This is a genomic window from Methylorubrum podarium, from assembly GCF_040270385.1.
Classification (GTDB): domain Bacteria; phylum Pseudomonadota; class Alphaproteobacteria; order Rhizobiales; family Beijerinckiaceae; genus Methylobacterium; species Methylobacterium podarium.
Window position 1 is genome coordinate 43,660 of sequence record NZ_JBELQE010000133.1, and the last position, 13,724, is coordinate 57,383.

Below are 13,724 nucleotides of genomic sequence, written 5' to 3' on the forward strand. Positions count from 1 at the left end.
GGGTGGCGTGCGCCCCTCAATGCGCCGGCAGCGTGCCCGTCTCCTTGTCGTGCTGGCCGAAGCGCTCGACCAGGGTGGCGCTGGCCTCGTTGAGGCCGACCACCTCCACCGCCTTGCCGTTGGCGCGGGCCTTCATCACCACGCGGTCGAGGGCGCCCACCGCCGAGATGTCCCAGAAATGCGCCGCGTGGACGTCGATGACGAGGCGCTCCACCGGCTCGCGCAGGTCGATGCTCTCGGCGAAGGTGCCGGCGGAGGCGAAGAACACCTGGCCCGAGACCCGGTAGGTGCGGGTGCGCCCGTCCGGCGACAGTTCGGAGACGACCCGGTTCATCCGCGCGACCTTCTGGGCGAAGAACACGCCCGACAGCAGCACGCCGACCAGCACGCCGACGGCGAGGTCGCGGGTGGCGACCACCACCGCGACGGTGGCGAGCATCACCAGGGAGGAGGGCAGGGGATTCGAGCGAAGCTCCAGCAGCGAGCGCCAGGAGAAGGTGTTGAGCGAGACCATGATCATCACCGCCATCAGCGCCGCGACGGGGACGATGGCCAGGAGATCCTGCAGCAGGACCAGCAGCACGAGGAGGAAACTCCCCGCCACCAGCGTCGAGAGACGGCCGCGGGCGCCGGACGAGACGTTGATGACCGATTGCCCGATCATGGCGCAGCCGCCCATGCCGCCGAACACCGCCGAACTCATGTTGGCGATCCCCTGGCCCATGCATTCCCGGTTCTTGGAGCTGCCGGTATCGGTCATGTCGTCGACGATCTGCGCGGTGAGCAGGCTCTCCAGCAGGCCGACCGCGGCGAGCGTCGCGGAATAGGGCAGGATGATGCGCAGGGTCTCCAGCGTCAGCGGCACCTCCGGCAGGGCGAAGCTCGGGAGCGCGGTCGGCAGCGCGCCGAGATGGGAGACGGTGCGCACGTCGAGCCCGAGCCAGGCGGTCAGCGCCGTCAGCACGGCGATGGCCACCAGCGGCGAGGGCACGGCGCGGGTGAGTTTGGGGAAGCCGTAGATGATGGCGAGCCCCAGCGCGATCAGCCCGTAGGTGGCCGGGCTCACGCCGGTCAGCTCGGGGAGCTGGGCCAGAAAAATCAGGATCGCCAGCGCGTTGACGAAGCCCGTCATCACCGAGCGCGAGACGAAGCGCATCAGCCGCCCGAGCTTGGCCAGCCCGGCGAGGATCTGGAACACGCCCATCAGGATGGTGGCGGCGAAGAGATACTGGACGCCGTGGTCGCGCACGAGATCGACCATCACCACCGCCGTGGCGGCGGTGGCGGCCGAGATCATCGCCGGGCGCCCGCCGGCGAAGGCGATGACGATCGCGATGACGACGGAGGCGTAGAGGCCGACCTTGGGATCGACCCCGGCGATCACCGAGAAGCCGATCGCCTCCGGGATCAGGGCGAGGGCGACGACGATGCCGGAGAGGGTGTCGGCCCACGGGCTCGCGAACCACGCGCGGGCGGCTTGTCTGACAGGGGACATCTGAGAAAATTTCCGCAGGGGGACGCGGCGCCGCGCGGGAGGCGGAGCGGGGAGGGCGTCTCGAATGCGTGATCCGGCGGATCGGCGGCCGGAAGAGCCACCCGGGCTTGCACCGGGTCCAGGCGAATGTCTCGGCTTGTAGAGCGTCGGGTGCTGCGGCGCAACGTGGCGGCCGGGCCCGGCTCAGGCGGAGGCCGCCGATCCTCGCGGCACGCTCAACGCGGCCTCCGGCCGCCGCGGCCGGGGCGCGTGGTCGGGCACCGTCGGCATCCGCTCGGCTCCGGCGCCCGCGGGATGGTTCGCCGCCGCCGCCGCGGCCGGCGCGCGCAGCGCCGCCAGGGCGTGCACCGCCATCGTCTCGCTGCGGCCCCGCAGGCGGTATCCTCCGAGCGCCTCGGCCTCGATGCCGTCGGGAAGGGCGGGCAGCCGGGCCAGGACCGCCTCCGAGATCAGCACGCTCCGCCCGGTCTCCCGGCACAGGCCCTCCAGCCGGGCGGTCGCGTTCATGACGTCGCCGAAATAGGCGATCTTGTGCCGGTCGACGCCGACCTCCGCCGTCACGACGCTGCCGCCGTGAAGGGCCGCGCGCAGCTCGGGAACGAAGCCGAAGCGGGCCTGCCATCCGTCCCGGTCGCCTTCGAGGGTCTGGCGGATCGCGAAGACGCAGGCGACGCAGCGTGCCCGCTCGATGCCCCGGGCGAGGGGCCAGGAGACGATGACCTGATCGCCGACATAGTCGTCGACCTGTCCGCGATAGCGCCGCACCGGCTCGGCGATCGCGGCGAAGACGGCCTTCAGGAGTTCCTGTGCGGCGAGGTCGCCGTGCCGCTCCGCGTAGGCCGTCGATCCGACGAGATCGAGGAACAGGAACACGCGCTCCTCGCTGACCGGGCGGTGGTAGCGCCCGAGGATGAGGCTCGTGAAGGTCTCGCTGCCGATCAGGTCGCGAACGCGCAGGACGGCGACGATCAGCGCCGAGACCGCCAGCGCGAACGGGATCGTGAAGAGCTTGGGCGTGACCGCTTCGAGGAAGGTCTTGTCGGCGATGCCGAGCGCCCAGATCAGCGAGCCGGTCACCGACATCGCGGCCACGATCACGACGACCAGGCTGATCTCGGCGGCCGCGAAATAGGCCAGCGTCGGCAGCTGCCGCAGGCGCCGGCTGTAGCTCGCGAGGAAGAGGCCGCGCTCGTAGGCGATCACCAGGAGCCCGACCCCCGTGCCGTAGAGGATACCGGCGGGCGTCGGCCCATCGCCGAACAGGACGCCGTGCAGCGCGCCGAACGAGGCGCTGACGGCGGCCATGGTCATCCAGAAGATCGGGGTGCCGTGCGACATCGTCCTCATCGGCTCCGGGTGCTGCCGCAGAGCAGGACGGGCAATCGCGGCGACAGCGTGACCTTCGAAGACTTTCCGACACCCTCCCCCTCATCGTCGTGCGGCACCGCACGGGCCGGGAAGACTGAGGACCGGATCGGGAATGCGGCGCGGATTATTCTCGACCGCCATCCGTGATGGATCATCGGCCGGCCGGCATCGCCTCAGCGCAGAAAACTCACCGCCACCGGCACCAGGATCGCGGTGAGGAAGGCGTTGAGCCCCATGGCGATGCCGGCGAAGGTGCCGGCGACCTCGCTGACCTGGAAGGCGCGGGCGGTGCCGAGCCCGTGGGCGGCGAGCCCCGCCGCGAAGCCGCGGGCACGCATGTCCTCGACGCGCAAGGCGCGCATCAGCGGCGTGACGATCACGGCGCCGGCCATGCCGGTCAGCATCACCAGCACGGCGGCGAGCGTCGGGTCGCCGCCGAGCGCCTCGACGATGCCCATGGCGACGCCGGTGGTCACGGATTTCGGAGCCAGGGCCAGCCGCACGTCGTCGGGGATGCCGGCGAGCCGGGCGAAGACCAGGGCCGAGGTCATCGCGGTGACGCAGCCGACGGCCAGCGCCGCGAGCATCGGCACGAGCGCGCGCATCACCGTCGCCCGGCGCTCGTAGAGCGGCACCGCGAGGGCCACGGTCGCCGGCCCGAGCAGGAAGTGCACGAACTGCGCGCCCTCGAAATAGGCGCGGTAGGGCGTGCCGGTGAGTGTCAGCACGAGGCCGATCATCCAGATCGCGTGGATCACCGGGTTGGCGAGCGGGTGGCGCCCCGCCGCCTGGAAGAGGCGGTCGGCCACGGCGTAGGCCAGCAGCGTCACCGTGAGCCACAGGAGCGGCGTGTGGCTGAGATAGACCCACAGCGCGAACTCGCCGCTCATCGCCGGTCCATCACCTTGGAGACCGCGACGAAGGTGAGTACGGTGGCCGCCAGCGTCAGGGTGACCGAGACGGTGAGCACGAGCGCGAGCGCGACCCCGTGACTCGCCAGCACGTCGAGCTTGCCGACGATGCCGACGCCGGCCGGCACGAACAGGATCGAGAGATGCGCGAGCATCCCCTTGGCGGTGCCCTCCAGCCCGCCATCGACCAAAGGCGGCGGCAGCACGCGCGTCGAGGCCGGCCGCGTCCGGTCGCGCAGCACCAGGAAGGCGAGGAGCAAGGCCATGCCGATCACCGGCCCCGGCACCGGCAGGCCGGCGGCGCGGGCCGCCACCTCGCCCAGAAGCTGGGCGAGCAGGATCAGGGTCAGGCTGACGATCATCGAGGAGTCCGGGATCCCGAAGGGGTCACCCCTTCGGCGGGGTGTCGGGGCAGCGCCCCGACAGTCTTCCAGGGCTCCGCCCTGGACCCGCGAAAGGGCTTGCCCTTTCGAAACCCGTGACCGGTCATCGCGCGCCGGCGGGCTCGCGGAAGCCGCGGGTGCGGGCGGCGGCGATGCCGGCCTCGTCGAAGCCCAGGAGCTTGCCGAGCCGCCAGACCAGCGCCTCCTCGAACTCGTGCAGGTCGCCGTCGGCGCCGGCCACCGACCACGCCATGGCGAGCAGCCGCTCCCGCTCCTGCGGGCTGCTGCCGTCGCCGCCGATCAGCTCGACGAGACTCGCCATGTCGCGGGTCTGCGCCTCGAAGGCGGCGGCGCGCTCGATCAGGCTCTCGGCCTCCGCGTCGCTCTCCGCGTAGCGGCGGCGCACGAGCCGCACCAGCCGCTCGCCCTCCGCCGGGTCGAGCACGCCGTCGGCGCGGGCGACGTGGACGAGGAGCGCGGTCGCCGCCAGATGCTCCTCGCTGCCGTCCGGCACCGTCTCGGCCGGGGCCGGCAGGCCGAAGGCCGAGGAGGCGTAGGCGAGGAGCCGCTGGAGAAGGGCCATGTCGGTTCCCGTCCGATGTCGGCGCCGCCATCGGGGCGGGCCGGGGTGGGTCAAGCGAGGGGGAGGGCCCGCCGGTCGTCCGCCGTCAGCGCACCGAGGCGATGCCGTCGGCGGTCGTCGAGGTGCTGACGTTCTGGCGCAGGTCCGCCTCGCCCAGCGTCTTCAGCTCCAGGCGCAGCAGCACGGTCTGGTTGCGCTCGCGCACGCCGATCGCGGTGGCGATGGGCGAGACGATGTAGTTGATCGAGACCGTGGTGCACTCGTCCTGATAGCCGCCGCCGAGGCTCATGCCGGAGAGGTAGGCCTTGCCCGGATTGCTGTAGATCGGCGAGAGGCCGACCGGGTTGGCGAGGTAGGCGGTGTAGTAGTCGGTGAAGGTGTCGCGCGTGTCGAGATAGTGGGTGAGATCGACGAGCGCCGAGCCGGTGACGAACCAGTTCGGGGTGATGCGGTAGGTGGCCGACGCCGTCACGCCCTCGCGGCGATGGGGGAAGCCGAGCGCCGGCTGCGCCTCGTAGTAGGAGTAGAACAGCGAGGTCTCGAGCGGCAGGAACGGCGAGAACCGCGCCGTCACGCCGGCCTCGAACCGGTTCACCGCGAAGTCGCGCTGGTCGAAGCGGGCGCGGGCGATGAAGCTGATGTTCTGGTTGGGCGAGAGCTGGAAGCGGCTGACGAAGTCCGAGCGGCGGTTCTCCAGGCCGGAATCGAGGCCGACATTGGCGAGATCGCCGCGGCGGAACGAGTTCACGCCCGCGATCTGGATCGACTCGCCGAACATCAGGTTGGCGTACCAGCCGGTCGGCGTCACGACGGAATATTGCGCGCCGAGATTGGCCCGCACGCCGCCCTCGACCCGGTCGTAGCCGGAGAACTTGTCCCACTCGAACAGGGAGGTGTCGTCGAAGACGAGGCTCTGCGCGTCCTCGTTCGGCAGCCGGCCGATGCGGGTCTCGGAGGGCCGGGCGATCACCTGGGCGATCGGCTCCAGGGTGTGGACGCCGAGACCGCCGAAATCGGCGACGAAGGGGTAGCGGTAGTCGAGGCCGATCGCCGGCATGACGCGGCCGGAGAAGCCGTCGTCGACGGTGGTGATGTTGTTCACCAGCGCGTTCTGGAAGCCCGACCGGCTCGGGTTCACGAAGAAGGCGTCGGTGCGCAGATAGGTGAAGGGCGTGAAGACCTGGCCGAGATCGTCGATGAAGCTGCGCCGCCAGGAGACCTGGGCCGAGAGCCGCGTGTCGGTGCCGCCTAAGCCCCGCACGATGCAGCGGTCGCGCACGAAGGTGGTGCAGGTCTCGTAGAGCGGGTAGCTGATCCCGTTGACGCTCGGGGCGAACAGGTAGCTGCCGGTGCGCGGGATGCCCTGGAAGTCGGTCGCCTCGCGGCTGAGGCTCGTGACGTTGGCCTCGAACCGCACCTCGCCGCCGAGGCCCTTCGGCCCGTCGATGCGCTTGTCGTAGTCGATCACCGGCAGGACGACGGGCTGCTCCTTCTGCCAGTCGAAGCTCGACAGGGCCTTGAAGTAGTAGCCGCGCGCCTCGAACCACGAGCGGTCGCCCTGGCCGATCAGGTAGGCGGTCGAGACCGCCTCGCGGAAATAGTCCGTGGTGATGTTCTGGTTGCGGATGCGGTAGTTGTCGAGGAACCACTTGTCGGTCACGCCGACGAGGTCCCAGCCCGTGCGCCAGTGCTCGTTGATGAAGAAGCGCCCGCGCGATTCGACCGAGCCGCGGAACTCGCGGTCGGCCGCGCCCAGCGGCCCCGGCAGGAAGGCCGAGGGCGTCGTCTGGAAGATGCCCGACAGGCGCAGGTTGTAGCTGCCGTTGTCGATCCGCTGGCGGAACTCGGCCTGGCCCAGCACGCCCTGGCGCGAGACGAAGGCGGGCGAGAGCGTCAGGTCGTAGCTCGGATCGAGGTTGATGAAGAACGGGGTCGCCACGCCGGTGCCGATCGCCGTCGAGGTGATGAAGCGCGGCGTCAGGAAGCCGGTCTTGCGCTTCACCGTCGGGTCGGCCGACTCGAAATAGGGCAGGTAGGCGACCGGGATCCCAGCGAGCTCGAGGGTCGAATCCTCGTAGCTGATCGTGTGGGTCTCATTGTTGTGGATGATCTTGGCCGCCTTGATCTGCCAGAGCGGCGGCGTCTCCGGATGGTCCTTGCACGGCTCGCAGGCGGTGTAGGTGGCGTAGTCGAAGCTCGATTGCTCGCCCGCGATTCGCTCCGCCCGCGGGGCGGAGATGCGGGTGCGCACCGTCTCGCCCTTGAGCTGGACGCTCTGCTGGATGCGCAGGGCGTCGACGAAGCCGTTCTTGAAGTCGTCGGTCAGCTCCATCCGCTCGCCGGTGACCAGCGCCCCGGTCTCGTCGGTGAGCCGGACATTGCCCTCGGCGAAGACCCGGCTCGTGCCGCGGTCGTAGCGCACCCGGTCGGCCTGGAGCGTGCGGGCGCCGTAATGCAGCTCGGCATTGCCGCGGGCGGTCACGGTGTTGCGGTCGTTGTCGTAGATCAGCTCGTCGGCCTCGACGAGCAGGCGCTGGCCCTTCTCGTTGCCCTTGGAGCCCGCGAGCTTTTCGAGTCCGGCCTGGGCATGGGCGCGCGGCGCGGCGAACCCGAAGGCTGCCGTCAGCAGTGCGGCCATGGAGACCGTGATCGCGATGTCGGCGACCTTACGCAACGCGTCCCTCGAACCCTGTGCAGCCCCCTGCACGACGATCACACCCGAACCCGACTCCACCCGGAGCACCGCGCATCAGCCGTCCTCCTGGTAGAGAAGCGTGAGCGTACCGAGCAAGCTCCCTACCACGGCGGGGAACCACGCCGCCACTGTCGGCGCGATCATGCCCGATGCGCCCAGCCCCTCCATGACCTGCCGCGCGACGTAGAGAACGAAGCCCGCGCTCACCCCGCCGAGCACCAGTTTCCCGACGCCACCAAAGCGGAAGAACCTTAAGGAAACCGTTGCCGCCACGAGGACCATCGCGAGGTAGAGCAGGGGCGTTGCCAGCAGCACATCGTACTGGAGGCGGTAGCGCGTGGCATCCAGCCCGGCCCGCTCGTGGCGTGCGATGGTGTCCGGAAGTTGCCAGAAGGGCACAGATTCCGGGGGGGTGAAGCGCTGGCGGATCTGGCTCGGGTCCAGCGTCGAGGCGACGAGGTAGACCTCGTGGCTCTCAGGGGGCTCATCGCGTGTGAGAACCCGCACATCGCGCAACTCCCACCAGCCGTCGTGCAGGGTGGCGCGGGCCGCCTCGACCTGCGCGGTGAAGATGCCCGCGTCGTCGAACTGGAAGACGGTGACGCCGGCGAGCGTCGTCGTGCCCTCGATCGCCGTCTCGGCGCGGATGATCGCCTGCCCATCAACGCTGCGCTGGCGCAGCCACAGGTCCTTGCCGGTGCCGGCCTTGGTGGATTTGGCGAAGATCTTCGCCTCGATCTCGCTGGAGCGCTGCTTGAGCGCCGCCGAGAGGGGATTGTAGGCGCCGATCGCCAGCGCGCCGATCGCCAGGGCCACGAAGGCGCCGGGCTGGAGGAACTGCCAGGCGGAGATGCCGGCGGCCCGCGCCACCACGAGTTCGAGCTTGCGCGAGAGCTGGAGCAGGGTGGCCATGGAGCCGAACAGCACCGCGAAGGGCAGCACGCTCTCGGCCACGGCCGGCGTCCGGTAGAGGGCGAGCTGCGCCATCAGCCCGGGCGAGGCCCCCTCCGCGTCGCCCGCGCGGCGCAGGAGCTCGACGAAGTCGAGGGTGTAGACCAGGACGAAGACGGTGAGGAACACGCCGAGGATGGTGCGCACGAAGCGCCACGCGAAGTAGCGGCCGAGGGTCGCGCCGATCAGCATGATCGTTCCCTCAGGCGCGCCCGGCCGCCGGGCGCCGCCGCAGGCCCCCCGCGAGCCGCCGCCCCAGCCGGCCGAGCCGCTCGTTCATGGTCCGCACCCGGGCGCCGCCGAAGATCAGCAGGCAGGAGAGGGCGATGGCCCCGAGCGGCGCGGCGTAGATCGCCACCACCGCGCCGGGGCTGCGCACGGCGGCGCTGCTCGCGGCGAAGCCGGCGATGCGTAGCGCCACGACGCCGAGCACGGCGCCGGCCACGGCCATGCCCCGGCCCTGCCGCGTGGTGCGGGGGTCGCCGAGCGCGGCGAAGGCGATGAAGGCGAGCGCCAGCGGGTAAAGCCAGGCGGAGAGCCGGTCGTGCAGTTCGGCCCGGAAGCGGCCCTTCTGCAGGCGGTAATAGCCCTCCCCCGTATCGGGGAACAGCAGCGCCAGGGTCGAGCGCTCGCGCGGCTTGTAGACGGTCTCCGCGTCCGGGGGCGTGAAGGCGGCGAGATCGACGGCGTAGCGCTCGTAGCTCACGATCGAGGAATCGCGGCTGTCCTTCTGCTGGCGGTGGATGCTGCCCTTCTCCAGGACGAGGTAGGTCTGCCCGTCCACCTCGGTCACGCGCCCGCGCTCGGCGAGGTAGACCACCGCCTTGCCGGCCTCGCGCTTGTCCTGGATGAACAGGCCCATGAGCGAGCCGTCGGGCCCGCGCTCGCGGAAATGGAAGGTGATGCCGTTGTCGAGCGCCGTGAACTGGCCCTCCTTGACGACGTTGGCGACGAAATCGCCGCGCACCCGCGTCAGCACGTCGCGCAGTTCCTGGAAGGAGGAGGGCATCACCTGGATCGTCAGGAAGGCGACCACGAGGCTGACGGCGAGCGCCAGCGTCGCGAAGGGCCGCAGCAGCTGACGCGGCGGCATGCCGGCGGCCGACATCACGATCAGCTCGGAATCGCCGTTGAGCTTGTTCAGCGCGTAGACGCAGGCGATGAACAGCGCCACCGGGGCGATCACGGTGATCAGCGTCGGCAGCGACAGGGCGGTGATGAACAGGAAGACGAGGAGCGTCTGACCCTTGGCCGTGACGAGGTCGAGCTCGCGCAGGGCCTGCGTCACCCAGATCGTGCCGGTGAGGCCGATCAGGCAGGTGAGGAAGGCCCCGAGCGCGATCCTGAATATGTAGCGCTCGATCTGCGTCATCCGCGCTGTCCGCCCCTCGAACCCGGTCCTCGCCACCTCTCACGGCGCCGGGCATTCTCGCCGGTCGCGGCCCGCAGGCCAAGCTGTCCCGATTGCCGAGCTTCCGGCGCCGGGGAGTCTCGGGGCGCCCGGATTGAGGCCGTTTCGCGGCGCGGCCGGCCGGTCACGCGGCGGGACGTTGCACCCGGCCCGCGGCGGCGCGCAGCCTTTTCAGATCAGGCCGAAGCAGCACGCCTCGCAACACCGCGCCTATCCTTGCCATCAACCGAAATCATATTTCACAGAGCATGTTGCGAAAACGCTGCGGATACTCAAATCTTTTCACGCCAGCCGCATTTTCGGATTTCGATTCACGAATGGCATGCATGATGACGCTTCGTCTGACGTGGACACCTTTAAAATAAGTCGAGGGGGAAGAAATGCAGAAGAGCGGGGTCGCCCTGCGTGTCGTCACGGCGTGCCTGAGCATCGCGGGGAGCGCCGCCACGGTCGAGGCCGCTCCGGCGACGCGCGCCGGCGAGCAGGTCGGCCTCACGGCCGGCTATCCCCTGCCGACCGGCGTCGTCATCGCGGTCGATACCGTCACCGTCGGCCGCGCCGACCGGCCGAACGCGCCGGATGCGATGGGCACCATCCCGTTCCTGGTCTGGGCCTCGCCCTACAAGCTCTTCGGCGCGCAGATCCAGCCGGTCGTCTCGTTCCCGGTCGCCTTCATCAGCACCCGCAACCCCGCGCCGCTGCCGAACCGCGACCTCAGCGTGAGGTACAACCCGCTGCTCGCCGGCGTGCTCGCCTGGAATCTCGGGAACGGCATCGGCGTGTCCTACCTGCTCGGCGCCTACCTGCCGTTCGGCGACCGCGGCTCGCTCGGCCTCGGCTTCGCGGGCACGCCGCTCCTGCCGCAGGCGGCCTCGGCGACCCTCCGCCAGACCTTCGCGGCGACCTATGTCGGCGACGGCAGCTACAACATCACCGCGTCGCTCTCCTATGGACTGACCCTGGATCCGCGCGCCCGCTTCGGCGGCCCGGTCGGGCAGGCGCTCGGGCCGATCGGCCAGGCGGACGGGCTCGGCCTCGACCTGACGCTGGTCAAGAAGTTCGGGAAGTTCGAGATCGGACCGGTGGCCTACGGCTCCCTCGACCTCGCGGTGGATCGCGGCGATCCGCTCTACCGCGACTACCAGAGGACCGGGCAGTTCGCGGTCGGCGGCCTCGTCGGCTACAATTTCGACCGCTTCATCCTGCAGGCCTACGTCGCCCGCGACATCGTCGCCCGGCAGACGCGCACCCGCGCCGGCCAGGTGCAGGACAACGAGGAGACCCGCGGCTGGTTTCGCCTCGTCCTGCCGCTCTACGCGCCGGGCGCGGGCCAGGGATCGGCGCCCCAGCCCACCCCGCTCGTGGCCAGGAACGAGGCGCGGCCCTGAGCGCCGCCCGCTTCCGTGCCCCGCGTTGCGTTCTGCGCCTCACCGGGTACACAGGTTCGCCGGCTGTCGCGGTGCCCGCGGCAGGCCGCCGGAACGCGGGTGGAAAGCGAAGAGCATCATGGCCGGTGGGATCGAAATCGCCTTTGAGCCGCTGTCGTCGCGCGGCCGGGGCGGCGACGTCGTCGTATTCGTCGGCGACGACCTCGCCCTGTCGGGGGCCGCGGCCGAGATCCTGGGTCGGCAGGGCGCCGACCTGGTCGCCCGCGCCGCCGCGAGCGAGCGTTTCAAGGGCAAGGCGCAGAGCGCGCTGGTCCTCCCGGCCCCGGCGGGCGTGGAGGCCGACCGGCTGGTGGTGATCGGCCTCGGCGGAGAGAAGGATCGCGCCAAGGCCGACTGGACGCTGCTCGGCGGCTTCACCGCGGGCAAGGTCGGCGCGCGCACGGCCCGGGTCGTGCTCGACTGGCCCGGATTTGCCGGCAGCGCCCGGGACGTGGCCGATTTCACCCTCGGCGCGCGCCTGCGCAGCTACCGCTTCGACCAGTACAAGACCAAGAAGAAGGACGAGGACGAGACCGGGGCCGCGCTGACCCTGCTCGTCGCCGACCCGTCCGCGGCGCAGGCCGCCGCGGGGGCGGCCGAGGCGGTGGCCGAGGGCGTGATCCTGGCCCGCAACCTCGTCAACGAGCCGCCGAACGTCCTCTATCCGGAGGAATATGCCCGCCGGGTCTCCGAGCTGACGCGCCTCGGCGTCGAGGTCGAGATCCTCGACGTGGCGCGGATGCGGGAGATCGGCATGGGCGCCCTGCTCGCGGTGGCGCAGGGCTCGGCCCGCGAGCCGCGGGTGGCGATCATGCGCTGGAACGGGGCGGACGATCCGTCCGAGCCGCCGCTGGCGCTGGTCGGCAAGGGCGTGGTGTTCGATTCCGGCGGCGTCTCGATCAAGTCGGCCGGCGGCATGGAGGACATGAAGGGCGACATGGGCGGCTCGGCCGCGGTGGTCGGCACGCTGCACGCGCTGGCCTCGCGCAAGGCCAAGGCGAACGTCGTCGGCGCCATCGGCATCGTCGAGAACATGCCCGACGGCAATGCCTACCGCCCCTCCGACATCGTCACCTCGCTCTCGGGGCAGACCATCGAGGTCATCAACACCGACGCCGAAGGGCGCCTCGTGCTCGCCGACGTGCTCTGGCACGTCCAGGCGACCTACAAGCCCAAGGCGATGATCGATCTGGCCACGCTCACCGGCGCGATCATCGTCGCGCTCGGCCAGGACATCGCCGGCCTGTTCTCCAACGACGACGCGCTCTCGGCCCAGATCACCGCGGCCGGCGAGGCGGCGGGCGAGAAGGTGTGGCGGATGCCCCTCATCCCGGCCTTCGACAAGGCGATCGACTCCAAGTTCGCCGACATGAAGAACACCGGCGGGCGCCACGGCGGCGCGGCGACGGCGGCCGCCTTCCTCAAGCGCTACGTCAACGACGTGCCGTGGGCGCATCTCGACATCGCCGGCGTCGGCATGTCCTCCACCCCCTCCGAGATCAACCGGAGCTGGGGCGCGGGCTGGGGCGTGCGCCTGCTCGACCGGCTCGTGCGCGAACACTACGAGCGGTGAGACGAGCGGTGAGCGCGGCCCAGGCGCTCCCCACCGGAACGGGCGCCGGTCCGGCGCAGGCGCGCGCCCCGCGCTCGGAGCGGGGCACCGAGCGGGGCGCCTGGGCGATCGCCGCGGCGCCGCTGCTGGCGGCGCTCACCGCCCTGTTCGCCGTCTTCCTCACCGGCTTCGATCAGCGCAGCGCGATGCCGCCGGACGTGGCGGCGCGGTTCTACGGCTTCTTCCTCGACCGCTACCCGCTCTTCGCCTTCGCGCTGGTCTACGGGCTCGTCCGCATCCTGGCCGTGATGGTGGCGCCGGGGCCCGCCCCCGTGGTCCGGCGGCTCGTCGGCGGCCTTGTCGGCCTCGCCCTGGTGCTGGGGCTGAGCCTGCACCCGACCTTCGGCGGGCTGGTGCTGCGGGCGGGCTTCGGCACCGGCAGCGGCGCCTTCCTCAACGGCACGCCGATGGTGCTCGCCTACACGATGGGGGCGGGGGCCGCCGCCGGCCTGTTCGGGCTCGCCATGGGCCTCGGCGCGCGCCTGGCCGGCCGGCCGGGTCCTGCGCCCGCGGCAAGCCGCTGGCGCCGGGCGGGGCGGGCGGCGCTCGGCGCGGTCGCGGGCTTCCTGGCGCTGTGGTTCGCCGCCGCCCTGATCGGGCTCGCCCGCGATGCCGGGTTCGGCCCCTGGCCGCGCCGCCCGCTCGATGCCCGCGACCTCGTCATCGCCGCCCTGCTGCTGACGGCTGCCGCGCTGCCGCATCTTCTGCTCGTGGCCGCGCGCCTGCGACCGCGGCGGGCGGCCTGAGCACGGACAACCCGGTCGATGTCTTCCGCAAGGCGGGCCGGTGTGGGTTGATCGAACGCGCCGGAAACGCTTAAGCCACGACGGGAAGCGGCGGCGTCGGCGGGAGGCCGGCCCTCATAAGCCGCGTGCCACAGGGCAGGAG

At 71.1% G+C, this 13,724-nt stretch carries 11 protein-coding genes and 1 other annotated feature; of the genes, 3 read left to right on the forward strand and 8 right to left on the reverse strand.

The window, feature by feature from the left end; translation table 11 throughout:
• Positions 1-16: 16 nt before the first annotated feature.
• From ABS772_RS25670 to lptF, 8 genes are all read right to left on the reverse strand, one after another.
• Positions 17-1,495: a SulP family inorganic anion transporter gene (locus ABS772_RS25670; protein ID WP_350397511.1), complete on the reverse strand. Its 1,479-nt coding sequence runs from the start codon at positions 1,493-1,495 to the stop codon at positions 17-19.
• A 67-nt stretch (positions 1,496-1,562) separates the two neighbouring features.
• Positions 1,563-1,618 (reverse strand) — a sequence feature (sul1 is cis-regulatory element that is thought to sense ions involved in sulfur or methionine metabolism; They are found in Alphaproteobacteria).
• A gap of 60 nt (positions 1,619-1,678) precedes the next feature.
• Entirely contained in the window at positions 1,679-2,833 is a 1,155-nt protein-coding gene (locus tag ABS772_RS25675; protein WP_350397513.1) for an adenylate/guanylate cyclase domain-containing protein, read from the reverse strand.
• A 203-nt stretch (positions 2,834-3,036) separates the two neighbouring features.
• Positions 3,037-3,753 (reverse strand): LrgB family protein, encoded by a 717-nt coding sequence (locus tag ABS772_RS25680; protein ID WP_350397515.1) that lies wholly within the window; start codon positions 3,751-3,753, stop codon positions 3,037-3,039.
• The gene (locus ABS772_RS25685; protein ID WP_350397517.1) at positions 3,750-4,136 is read right to left on the reverse strand and encodes a CidA/LrgA family protein; all 387 of its coding nucleotides are present in this window, start codon (positions 4,134-4,136) and stop codon (positions 3,750-3,752) included. Before ABS772_RS25685 ends, ABS772_RS25680 begins: the two co-directional genes overlap by 4 nt.
• Before the next feature lie 124 nt (positions 4,137-4,260).
• A complete protein-coding gene (locus tag ABS772_RS25690) occupies positions 4,261-4,740 on the reverse strand; it encodes a tellurite resistance TerB family protein (protein WP_350397519.1) in 480 nt (159 codons plus the stop codon).
• 85 nt (positions 4,741-4,825) lie between these two features.
• Positions 4,826-7,414 (reverse strand): LPS-assembly protein LptD, encoded by a 2,589-nt coding sequence (locus ABS772_RS25695; protein WP_407943023.1) that lies wholly within the window; start codon positions 7,412-7,414, stop codon positions 4,826-4,828.
• Positions 7,415-7,489: 75 nt separating this feature from the next.
• Positions 7,490-8,578 (reverse strand): LPS export ABC transporter permease LptG, encoded by a 1,089-nt coding sequence (lptG, locus tag ABS772_RS25700; RefSeq protein WP_350397521.1) that lies wholly within the window; start codon positions 8,576-8,578, stop codon positions 7,490-7,492.
• Between the two features lie 10 nt (positions 8,579-8,588).
• Positions 8,589-9,758, reverse strand: a complete 1,170-nt coding sequence (gene lptF / locus ABS772_RS25705; protein ID WP_350397522.1) for an LPS export ABC transporter permease LptF — start codon at positions 9,756-9,758, stop codon at positions 8,589-8,591.
• A 419-nt stretch (positions 9,759-10,177) separates the two neighbouring features.
• Here lptF and ABS772_RS25710 point away from each other — a divergent pair, with 419 nt between their 5' ends.
• From ABS772_RS25710 to ABS772_RS25720, 3 genes are all read left to right on the forward strand, one after another.
• Positions 10,178-11,185: a transporter gene (locus ABS772_RS25710; RefSeq protein WP_350397524.1), complete on the forward strand. Its 1,008-nt coding sequence runs from the start codon at positions 10,178-10,180 to the stop codon at positions 11,183-11,185.
• A 118-nt stretch (positions 11,186-11,303) separates the two neighbouring features.
• Positions 11,304-12,797, forward strand: coding sequence for a leucyl aminopeptidase (locus ABS772_RS25715; RefSeq protein WP_350397525.1), 1,494 nt, complete (start codon positions 11,304-11,306; stop codon positions 12,795-12,797).
• 8 nt (positions 12,798-12,805) lie between these two features.
• Positions 12,806-13,582 (forward strand): hypothetical protein, encoded by a 777-nt coding sequence (locus ABS772_RS25720; protein ID WP_350397527.1) that lies wholly within the window; start codon positions 12,806-12,808, stop codon positions 13,580-13,582.
• The last annotated feature ends 142 nt before the right edge of the window (positions 13,583-13,724 follow it).

Excerpts from the sequence above, each read along its gene's own strand:
- ABS772_RS25670 (WP_350397511.1), bottom strand. The coding sequence starts at position 1,495 with ATGTCCCCTGTCAGACAAGCCGCCCGCGCGTGGTTCGCGAGCCCGTGG.
- ABS772_RS25675 (WP_350397513.1), bottom strand. The coding sequence starts at position 2,833 with ATGTCGCACGGCACCCCGATCTTCTGGATGACCATGGCCGCCGTCAGC.
- ABS772_RS25680 (WP_350397515.1), bottom strand. The coding sequence starts at position 3,753 with ATGAGCGGCGAGTTCGCGCTGTGGGTCTATCTCAGCCACACGCCGCTC.
- ABS772_RS25685 (WP_350397517.1), bottom strand. The coding sequence starts at position 4,136 with ATGATCGTCAGCCTGACCCTGATCCTGCTCGCCCAGCTTCTGGGCGAG.
- ABS772_RS25690 (WP_350397519.1), bottom strand. The coding sequence starts at position 4,740 with ATGGCCCTTCTCCAGCGGCTCCTCGCCTACGCCTCCTCGGCCTTCGGC.
- lptG (WP_350397521.1), bottom strand. The coding sequence starts at position 8,578 with ATGCTGATCGGCGCGACCCTCGGCCGCTACTTCGCGTGGCGCTTCGTG.
- lptF (WP_350397522.1), bottom strand. The coding sequence starts at position 9,758 with ATGACGCAGATCGAGCGCTACATATTCAGGATCGCGCTCGGGGCCTTC.
- ABS772_RS25710 (WP_350397524.1), top strand. The coding sequence starts at position 10,178 with ATGCAGAAGAGCGGGGTCGCCCTGCGTGTCGTCACGGCGTGCCTGAGC.
- ABS772_RS25715 (WP_350397525.1), top strand. The coding sequence starts at position 11,304 with ATGGCCGGTGGGATCGAAATCGCCTTTGAGCCGCTGTCGTCGCGCGGC.